The 9,109-nt window shown below is 68.1% G+C and carries 10 protein-coding genes; 7 read left to right on the top strand and 3 right to left on the bottom strand.

The features are described 5' to 3' along the window. Positions 1–5 precede the first annotated feature (5 nt). Positions 6–449, bottom strand: a complete 444-nt coding sequence (locus IF46_RS0130665) for a (deoxy)nucleoside triphosphate pyrophosphohydrolase (RefSeq protein WP_036393776.1) — start codon at positions 447–449, stop codon at positions 6–8. 184 nt (positions 450–633) lie between these two features. On the opposite strand from IF46_RS0130665, the gene IF46_RS0130660 reads away from it, so the two are divergent. The 4 genes from IF46_RS0130660 to IF46_RS0130645 all read left to right on the top strand — a co-directional run bounded on the left by IF46_RS0130660 (position 634) and on the right by IF46_RS0130645 (position 3,654). Then, entirely contained in the window at positions 634–942 is a 309-nt protein-coding gene (locus IF46_RS0130660; RefSeq protein ID WP_030491895.1) for a 4a-hydroxytetrahydrobiopterin dehydratase, read from the top strand. Between the two features lie 11 nt (positions 943–953). Beyond that, complete coding sequence (locus IF46_RS0130655) at positions 954–1,709, top strand: class I SAM-dependent methyltransferase (RefSeq protein WP_030491894.1); 756 nt, start codon at positions 954–956, stop codon at positions 1,707–1,709. A gap of 10 nt (positions 1,710–1,719) precedes the next feature. After that, complete coding sequence (locus IF46_RS0130650) at positions 1,720–2,082, top strand: PH domain-containing protein (protein ID WP_030337500.1); 363 nt, start codon at positions 1,720–1,722, stop codon at positions 2,080–2,082. 210 nt (positions 2,083–2,292) lie between these two features. Continuing rightward, a complete protein-coding gene (locus IF46_RS0130645) occupies positions 2,293–3,654 on the top strand; it encodes a hypothetical protein (protein ID WP_157563695.1) in 1,362 nt (453 codons plus the stop codon). A gap of 185 nt (positions 3,655–3,839) precedes the next feature. Here the strand turns inward: IF46_RS0130645 and IF46_RS0130635 are convergent, their stop codons facing one another. Further along, on the bottom strand, positions 3,840–4,190 hold the full coding sequence (locus IF46_RS0130635) for an ArsR/SmtB family transcription factor (protein ID WP_030491892.1): 351 nt from the start codon (positions 4,188–4,190) through the stop codon (positions 3,840–3,842). Beyond that, a complete protein-coding gene (locus IF46_RS0130630) occupies positions 4,187–4,645 on the bottom strand; it encodes an SRPBCC domain-containing protein (RefSeq protein WP_030491891.1) in 459 nt (152 codons plus the stop codon). Before IF46_RS0130630 ends, IF46_RS0130635 begins: the two co-directional genes overlap by 4 nt. A 400-nt stretch (positions 4,646–5,045) precedes the next feature. Here IF46_RS0130630 and IF46_RS0130625 point away from each other — a divergent pair, with 400 nt between their 5' ends. Genes IF46_RS0130625 through IF46_RS0130615 form a run of 3 tightly spaced genes read left to right on the top strand, consistent with a single transcriptional unit; the run spans position 5,046 to position 9,074 of the window. Then, positions 5,046–6,293: a hypothetical protein gene (locus IF46_RS0130625; RefSeq protein ID WP_051724277.1), complete on the top strand. Its 1,248-nt coding sequence runs from the start codon at positions 5,046–5,048 to the stop codon at positions 6,291–6,293. Next, positions 6,280–8,604, top strand: a complete 2,325-nt coding sequence (locus IF46_RS0130620; protein ID WP_030491889.1) for a nitrate- and nitrite sensing domain-containing protein — start codon at positions 6,280–6,282, stop codon at positions 8,602–8,604. Before IF46_RS0130625 ends, IF46_RS0130620 begins: the two co-directional genes overlap by 14 nt. Beyond that, positions 8,601–9,074 carry a roadblock/LC7 domain-containing protein gene (locus IF46_RS0130615; protein WP_030491888.1) on the top strand — a complete coding sequence of 158 codons (474 nt, stop codon included), beginning with the start codon at positions 8,601–8,603 and terminating at the stop codon, positions 9,072–9,074. The genes IF46_RS0130620 and IF46_RS0130615 overlap by 4 nt, the downstream gene beginning before the upstream one ends. Positions 9,075–9,109: the final 35 nt, after the last annotated feature.

Genomic DNA, 9,109 nt, shown 5'->3' with positions numbered 1-9,109 from the left:
GGGGGCTAGGGGGTTTTGGGGAGGAGGGGGCGGAGGGCTGCCACGATGGGGGCGTCGGCGGGGAGCCAGGTGACCGAGTCCAACTCGTCGGCGGCAAGCCAGCGGAGCGCCTCGTGCTCCAGCGCCTGCGGCTGGGCGTCGCCGAGCAGGCGGGCCGCGTACACCTTCAGCACCGACCGGCCGTGGGCCATCCGCACGTTGCGGCCGACCCGGTCGCCGATCTCGACGCGTACGGCCAACTCCTCGGCGCACTCCCGGATCAGCGCGTCGGTCTCGGACTCCCCCGGCTCGACCTTTCCGCCCGGAAACTCCCACATGCCCGCTACCTCTGGTGGGGCGGAACGCGCACAGGCGAGCACCCGCCCATCCCGGATGATCGCCGCGCCGACGATCACCTTCAGGTCCCGTCGTTCGGCCTGCCCGCCATCATTCGCCCGTTCGGTCCGCACGGGCGTCCAGGGTGCCAGATCAATCGGCGGTTTGGGTACCGTAGCCGTCCGCTAGGCCAGTAAGACACGGAAGTGTGGGCGTGGACACCCCCCTGCGCGCAGCGAGAGACTAGGGGACACCGACAAGACACGGGATGGCGACGATTTGGCCACAAGCCGGCAACGGCGCTTGGGGGGTGCGGTGATGCGCGTGCTGTTCAACAGCAGGGCCAAGCACGACTACCTTTCCGACGCGTTGACCTTGCTATCTGGTTGGACGCGCGAAGGCGAGCAGATCCGACGGACGCTCGTGATCGACGATACCCAACACGCCGCACTAACTGAACGGGTCAAGGTCGTCGCGGATGCGCTGCATCTGCGGCCCGAGATCAGCCGCCGGGCCGACAGCACCCAGATCCGGGTCGGGCACGGCAGCGGTGGGCCGCTGACCGAGGGCGAGGTCCTGTTGGCCGCCCGCATCGAGGACGCGTACCGGGCGGTCACCGAGTCCTGACGCCCACCCCGATGAGACACGCAGAGTTTCGCCACCACCGGCTGGTCCAGGTGTACGACGCGGAGTGCCGGTGGGGGCCGGACGACGACTTCTTCCAGGCGGTGGTCGACGAGACCCCGGCCGCCCGGGTGCTCGATCTCGGCTGCGGCACCGGTCGGCTGACCGTCGCCCTCGCCACCGCCGGCCACACCGTCACCGGCGTGGACCCGGCCGGCGCGTCCCTGATCGCCGCCCGCGCCAAGCCGGGCGGCGAGCGGGTGACCTGGCTGCAGGGCACCTCGGCGCTGCTGCCGGACGGGGCGTTCGACGTGGCGGTGCTGACCAGCCACGTCGCGCAGTTCTTCGTCGATGATGAGCAGTGGGCGCGTACCCTCGCCGACCTGGCTCGGGCGCTCGTGCCCGGCGGCCGGCTGGTGTTCGACGCCCGCGACCCGGCGGACCGTCGCTGGGAGCGGTGGAACCCGGTGGATTCGCCCCGGCTGGTCATGCTGCCCGACGGCGGCGAGGTCCGCGCGTGGACCGAGGTCACCGGGGTACGCGACGGAGTGATCGACTTCACCCACCACTACCACTTCGACGACGGCGAAGAGATCCTCAGCACGGCCACCCTGCGTTTCCGCACCGAGGCCGAGCTGCGTACCTCCCTGACCAGGGCGGGCTTCATCGTGGACCGCGTCTACGGGGGCTGGCACGGCGAGCCCGTCGGCCACGGCGACGGCGAGTTCGTGGTCGTCGCCCGGGTGGGCGCGCTGGCACCGGTTTTCTAGCCTGGATTTCATGGCGAACATCGCGTACGACCGCAAAGAGCAGGTCCAGCAGATCGAGAGTGGCCTCCTCGAAGGCGAGCAGATCATCGCCGTCTACGACGCCGTCGGCACCGGCACCGGGTTCATCGGGCTGACCGACCGCCGCGTGATCATCCAGGACCGGTCCTTCGTCGGGAAGCGGTTCGCGATCACCAGCATCCCGTACTCGAAGATCACCAGCGTGAGCGTGGTCAGCAACAAGTCGTGGGGTGGTTCGTTCTTCTCCACCGGCGCCATCGCCATCCACGTTGGCACGCACACCTACGAGGTGGAGTTCCGTGGCGCGCAGAAGAGTCACCACGTGCACAACGTGATCCTGCACCACATCTCCTGAGCGCAGCTGTCAGCGAGGGGGCCTGGGTCGATCTCCGTCAGCGGAAGCGAGCGCCCTGACCGCCCTCGCAGCGAAGACGACCACCCGAGCCCGTGACGCTCCCCCGGTCAAAGGATCCGGAGTCGGTCTTCATCCGCGTCGTTCGGGTTCCCTTGTGGGCTCTGCGTTTCCGTAGAATGCCGAAATTCGCACGTCTGGGGGGAGACGCACATGTGGGTTCGCAAATCGGTCATCCTGGTGTTGGCGGCGCTTGCTGCCACCGCATGTGTGCCAACGAATTCGCCACCCGGCGGCGGCCGGTCCTCCAGCGGCGAATTGGACCATGCCGAGTTGCAGAAACAGTCACAGCAAATCGCAGCAGACCGGTCAAAAGCGATGATGGACGGCAACGAACAGGCGTGGCTGTCACCGCTCGATCCGTCGCAGACCGAGTCAGTCACGGCCGAGCGGATGAGATTCCGCAACCTCCGGGCGATGCGCCCGCAGCAGTTCGTGCTGAACGTCGAATCCGTCGGCGATATTGGCGAACCCGCCGGGGCCGACTTCCCCAAGGGCGCCACCCTGCACAAGACCCGGGTCCACGCAGCGGTGCGCTACGAGGCAGATCTTGAGTTCACCCTGCAGGACTACGACTACGTCTTCCTTCAGTCCAACGGAAAGCTTTCGATCGCGTCGGCGAAGCCGATAGATGCAGGCGCAACGACCTACGGCAACCCGGTCAAGAACGCGCCGTGGGACAACGTTCCGCTACGCGCGGCGTACGCCGGGTCGGTCACCATCCTCGCGCCCGAGGACAGCAAGTGGGACCCGGCGAGCTTCACCGCCAGCGCCGCGCGGGCAAACGCGCTCGTTCGCGGCATCTGGGGTCAGCGCAAGGCTCCCAAGGGTTTCCTGGTGCTGCTGGCTACCACCGAACAGAAGCTCCAGTGGTTCGGCGCCAGCGGCGACCTGCGGAATGCCAGCGGCTACGTCTACAACCCGGAGATCGTCGACGAGAAGGGCAGCCCTGTCGTCATCCCTCCGAAGCTGGACGGCCCTCCGGAACGATCGATGGCAGGCTCGCGGATCGTCCTGGACATGGACCGGCTGAAGACGCCCGAGGCAGCCGATCGAATCATGGCGCATGAGATGGCTCATGCCATCGCTCCCTACCTGATGCCCAGGGTCGCCTTCCTGGAGACGTCACCGCGGAGCATTCTCAACTCACCCACCTGGGTGGCCGAGGGCTTCGCCGAGTGGGTCGAGATCATCGCCCACAAGAACCTCAAGGAACGCAGCGCCTTCGTCGGCCGCAACTGGGCGCAGTTCAAGCCCGCCGGGGCGCTGCCGGCCAACGACAACTTCTACGCCGCCAACAGCGACCAGTCGTCGTTCAACTACCAGATCAGCGGAATGTTCTTCGTCGCGGCCGAGCGACTCGGTGGCCGGGCCAAGACGGTGCAACTCTACGAGGATCTGGTCGCCCAGCCGGTCTTCGTCACCGACTCGCGAACGTTCCTCGACGGCCCGCTGCGCAAGCGCGGCTACAACCCGGACAGGTTCTGGTCGACCTTCGACTCGCTCCTGAAGTAGCTGATCGATCTCCAGGTCGAACCCACCGTCGTCACCGAACCGGACGGCCAACTGCCTACCGACCTCGCTCTTGCCGGCCGTGTCGACCGACCATCAGCCGGCGACGCCTTCGGGAGTTGCCACCGCTTGGCAGACGTCGGCGAGCGGAGCGACCACGCCGACCTGATGCATGATGTCGACCATTGTCACTCTCCTTCCTTGGTGATGCGGCTGCGTTCGATTGCCTCGGCGATGCGCTTGATCCGGCGGAGTCGGGCGTCCCAGGTCGAGCCCACCGCCGACAACTGGGCGACCGCGCGGGCGAGCTGTGCCTCGTCGACCTGGTAATGGCGCTCGCGACCGGCCGACTCGGCGTGAATCAGCCCGACCCGGTCCAGGACGGCCAGGTGCTTCGAGACGGCCTGCCGGGTGACGGGCAGGCGCCTGCTCAGCGACGTCGCGGTGCCCGGCCCGTCGGAGAGCAAAAGATCGATCATCGTACGCCGAATGGGGTCGCCGATCGCCGACCACAGCTCGTCGTCGACCGCCGTGCTCATCGGGTGGCGACCAGCCGCGCGACGTACGCGCTCAGCCTGGGCATGTAGTGGTCCCAACCGTTCTCGTGGTCCTGGTACTGCGCCTCTAGGACGGCGATCTCCCAGCCCAGTTCGCGGAACCCGGTCTCGGTCATCCGAATCTGCGTCCCCGTGCCGTCGGGGATCAGGTCGAAGGTGACGAGCAGCGCCTGCCCGCTGCGGTCCGGCTCGGTGAAGCACCACCGGAAGGAGAACCGCCGCGGCGGGTCGACCTCGACGACAGCGAGGGCGACGGTCTTCGTCTCGCCGGTGTCGGCGTTGCGCCACACCAGCTCGCCGGGTGCGCCCGCGACCGACTCGAACCGTGCGTCGTCGGGCCACCACTCCCGCATGTGCTCGGGCTGGCTCACCACCTCGAAGACGACCTCGGGGGACGCGTTGACGTGGATGTCGCGTTCGATCGTTCCCTGTTCCATGCTCACACCTTTCGCAACCTTTGGTTGCACTAAACCTACGGCACCGGCCGCCCGAAGCGCAACCTTTTGTTGCACACGAGCTGCTGCTCCGCGGCATGACCGCGCTAAGACATGGATCGAGTGGTGTTCCACCGTCGGCGAGGCCACTTCATCCAGGATCGAGCGTGACCTTGGCAGACAGCTGCAAGTCCTTGGCTGCTAACCACCTGCAGGACTCGCCCTGTTAGCCGCCGCGACACTTTCGGCACGTCGTGAGCGCGGACGGCAAGACGCAATCGGCCAACGGCGAGGCAACTAGCCGCACGGCGCGGACTGCTCGGCGCAGCGCTTCGTCAATCCGACCGCCTACATGACCCACCCTGGGGCTAGTCGCCCTATGGCCCTCCCGGAGGAACGAAACATGGAGTTGCCCGCGCGGCGGTCCCGCAGCTGGGCGGACGCGCTCAGAATCGTCCTGCCTCCACTGATCGCGGTATTGCTGCTGGCACCGGTCGCGGCACTCTTTTCGGAGACCTACCCGACCAGCGCAGACCGCGCCGCCGTGCAGCGTGAACGCGATGGGGCCCAGTATCTCCGGCCACTGGGCAACGTCGCCGTCGCGCTGATGGATGCCCAGTCCGCAGCCGTGGCCGGCCGGCCCGCCTCGGCTGAGCCGCTCAAGCAGGCGGTAGCCGAAATGGCCGTGGTCGACACCCGGCTCGGCGGCAACCTGCTGGCTCGCGAGCGTTGGGCCGGGCTCCGCGCGAAGATCGACGCGCTGCCCGGTCGCGCCCCCGGCGGGGCCGCCAGCACCATGGCCACCTACAGCGAGGCCGGCGACCTGCTCCTGCAGCTCTACCGCAAGGTACGCGAAGCGTCCGGGCTGACCCGAGACTCCGTCGCCGACACCTACTATCTACAGGACGCCGCAGCCGAAGAGTTGCCCGAGGCGCTGATGCAGATCGGGCGATTCAGCGACCTCGCGACGATCGCCTCGACCCAGAGCACAGCGAACCACGAGCAAACGATCGCCGACCTCAGCGCGTCCCGCGCGACGGCGCTCTCCTCGACCGATGACCTGATGGAAGACCTGCTCGCGGCGGAGACCGAGAACATCAACCTGAGCAGCGGAGCGCTCGGCGAGATCGACGCCTTCCAGCGGGCGATGGAGACGTTGGGCACCGTCGCTTTCGCGACGACGGCGAAGCCGAATGCCACCACCACCAAGCCGAACTCCACCGGCGATCGCACCAACTCAGGCAGAGCTGACGTGAGCGGGGACGCCAACGCCGCGACACGCCTCGTCGTCGACGTTGCCCGGATCAATGCGGCCCGCTCCACCGCCGAGGCCGCCGCAGTCAAACTCAACGCGGCCATCCTCAGCGAGTTGGACGCACGGCTCTCCGTCCGGGTCGATGACCTGGACGCCGAGCGGCGACGCGTCGTGGGCATCGCAGCTCCCGCAGTCGCCCTCGCGGTCATCGCGGTCTGGGTCGCCCTTCCTGGCAGGGCGCGCCGGAGACGGCGCGCCGCCGGAGCGGACCCCAGCCCGATGTCGTCGTCGCTGGCGCTCCGGCCGGGCACACCGTCGACCGGCTACCCGCAGTACTCCACCCTCGACGAGGAGAGCACCCCGACGCGCTGGAGCCGGACACATGCTGCTCGATAGACTCCGGATCCGGGGAAAGCTCGCCGTCCTGCTGGTCGTCCCGCTGTTCAGCATGGCCGCGTTGGCCGTGCCAGTAGTCGCCGAGCGGGCAGACGCCGCAGCACGAGCGGACCGGGCCGCCGTCGCCGCACGCACCGCGGCACTGGTCGGCACGGTCGTTCAGGAGCTACAGGAGGAGCGGCTACTCTCCGTCGGCTACCTGCTCGGCGTGGCTGACCGCGTCGCGGTGGTGCGGCAGTCGACGACGGTGGACGACAAGGTCGAGGACCTGCGGGCGAATACCGATATCGATCTGCCCAGCCCGATCGTCGCCGCGCTGGACGGCGTTCGCAAGATCACCGACACCCGGGCTGCCATCCTGTCGCACCAGGCCAGCACCGAAGCGGCGTTGGCGGGCTTCACGAGCGTGATCGGACCGCTCATCGACGCGCCCCCGTTGCTCTCCGACGCGGACACCGCCACCGCCGCGGGTCGCCAGTTGGTCGCTCTCGACGCGCTGCTGCGTACCGACGAGCAGATCAATGTCGCCGGGACGCTCCTGCTGCTCGCCGCCGCGAAGCCGAGCCAATCCACAAGCGCCCGCTACATCGCCACGCTGGCATCGCTTCAGGTGGAGCTCGACCGGTTCCACGCCTTCGCCAGCGAGGAGCAGAGCGCACTCCACCGGCTGATCAACACTGGGGTGATCGCCCGAACCGGGCAGGACTTCCTAGCTCTGGGGGCGGCCGACCCAAGGTCCGCCGTCGCACGAGTCCCGGTCGCCACCATCTTCCCGGCCGTCTCATCGCTGGGCCGACTCGGCGAGTTCGTCAAGAAGAAGCTCGTCGCCGACATCATCACCGACGTCACCAACCAGCAACGCCGGGCGCTCACCACCGCGTACACGGTTGGCGGGCTGGTGCTGCTCGCGCTCCTGTTCGTGGTGGCCCTCAGCGTCGCGGTAGCCCGCTTCGTGGCACGCCCGCTGACCTGGCTGACCAGCTCCGCCGAGCGACTCGCCCGTCTCTCGGAGGCGGAGCTGGTCCGCATCGTCGACGACGAGGCGGAGTCACCGTCTCCGGTCCGGCTCGACCCGATCGACGTCAGCGGCAAGGACGAGATCGGGGACCTGGCGCGGGCCTTCGACCGGGTGCAACATACCGCGGCACGGTTGGTGGAGCGGCAGGCAACGAGCAGACGCAACGTGGCGCAGATGTTCGGGCACATCGGCCGGCGCACGCAGAACCTCGTCGGTCGTCAGCTCACCCTGATCGACCGGCTGGAGCAGCAGGAGACCGACGCGGACCGCTTGCAGCACCTCTACCGGCTGGACCACGTCTCCAGCCGGCTGCGCCGCAACGCGAACAGCCTGGTGGTCCTGTCGGGCTGGAACAACTCCGAGGGCCACATGGCTCCGCTGCCGCTCGGCAATGTGGTCCGACTCGCGCTCGGCGAAATCGAGGACTACAGCCGAGTCGATGTGGAGGTCACCGACGACATCTCGGTCGTACCGGCCGCGATCGGCGATCTCACGCTCACGCTCGCCGAGCTGATGGAGAACGGCACCACGTTCTCACCGCCGCACACCCGGGTCACGGTCGTGTCCCAGACGCTCCCCCACGGGGTACGCATCTCGCTGGTCGACCACGGTATCGGCATGTCCACGGATCGGCTCGCCGAGGAGAACGTCCGCCTGACCCGACGCGAGCGCCTCGACCTCGTACCGACCGAACTGTTGGGGCTCTTCGTCGTGGGTCGGTTGGCCCGGCGTCACAACTGGCGGGTCGGCCTCACCTCGACCCCGGGTGGAGGCGTCACCGCCGACATCGAGATCGACTCGCGCCTCCTGGTCGCCACCCCGGCCGGAGCGACCAGCTCGGGCAAGCCTGGCGTCGCGGCAACTACCAGCACCGGCTCGGCACCGGGCGATTCGGTCCGCCAACCGCCCACCGGGCTGGATCCGGCGCTACTCGACCGGGCGAGGCAAGCGCTCTATACCGGCGTCAAGTGGAACGCGTTCGCCCCGCTCGGCAACCCGGCTGCGGTGGCGACTCCGAGCCGCTCCGTCGCACTTTCCGGCGCGGTGCCCGCAAACCCCGTGGTGGATAGCTCGGCGGTCCGATCGGTGGCGGCCGTACCCGAACTCAGCCGACGGGTACCCGGCGCCAGCCTGCGCGACGCCGATCCGGTTCCGAGCTACCACAGCAGCACACCAGCGCCTGCGGATCCCGATGAGGTTCGCCGTCAGCTCAACCAGTTCGAGGCGGGCATCCAGCGCGCCCTGAGTGAGGTAAACCCGAGCTACCCCCGTGAAGAAGGTGCACCACGATGACCAGCCCACTCCTCCATGACAACGTCCCGCACACCACGAACCGGGACTTCCCCGGCCTCAGCCCTGAGGCGAAGACCTTCAACTGGTTGCTCGACGCGTTCACCACCAACACTGCCGGAGTACGGGAGGCGATCGCCGTCTCCTCGGACGGCCTGCTGATGGCGGTGTCGGCCAACAACGACCGGCCGAACGCAGAACGGCTGGCCGCGGTGGTGTCTGGGATGACCAGCATGGCCGCTGGCGCTGCGAACTGGTACCGCCTGGGGATGCTCAATCGGATCATCATCGACATGACCGACGGCTACCTGTTGATCACCGCGATCAGCAGCGGTTCGGTGCTCGGTGTGGTGGCCGAACCTTCGGCGAACCTTGGCACGGTCGCGTACGAGATGACCCTCTTCTCCACCAGGGCTGGCAGCGCGCTCACCCCGCAACTCATCGTTGAACTGAAGAACTCGGTTCAGGGCTGAGCCAACAGCGACGTCATGCAATGGAAGGAACCTGA

Origin of the sequence: Micromonospora chokoriensis (genome assembly GCF_000718555.1) — a bacterium.
Taxonomy (GTDB): Bacteria; Actinomycetota; Actinomycetes; order Mycobacteriales; family Micromonosporaceae; genus Micromonospora; species Micromonospora chokoriensis_B.
This window is presented reverse-complemented; position numbering and strand designations above follow the sequence as displayed.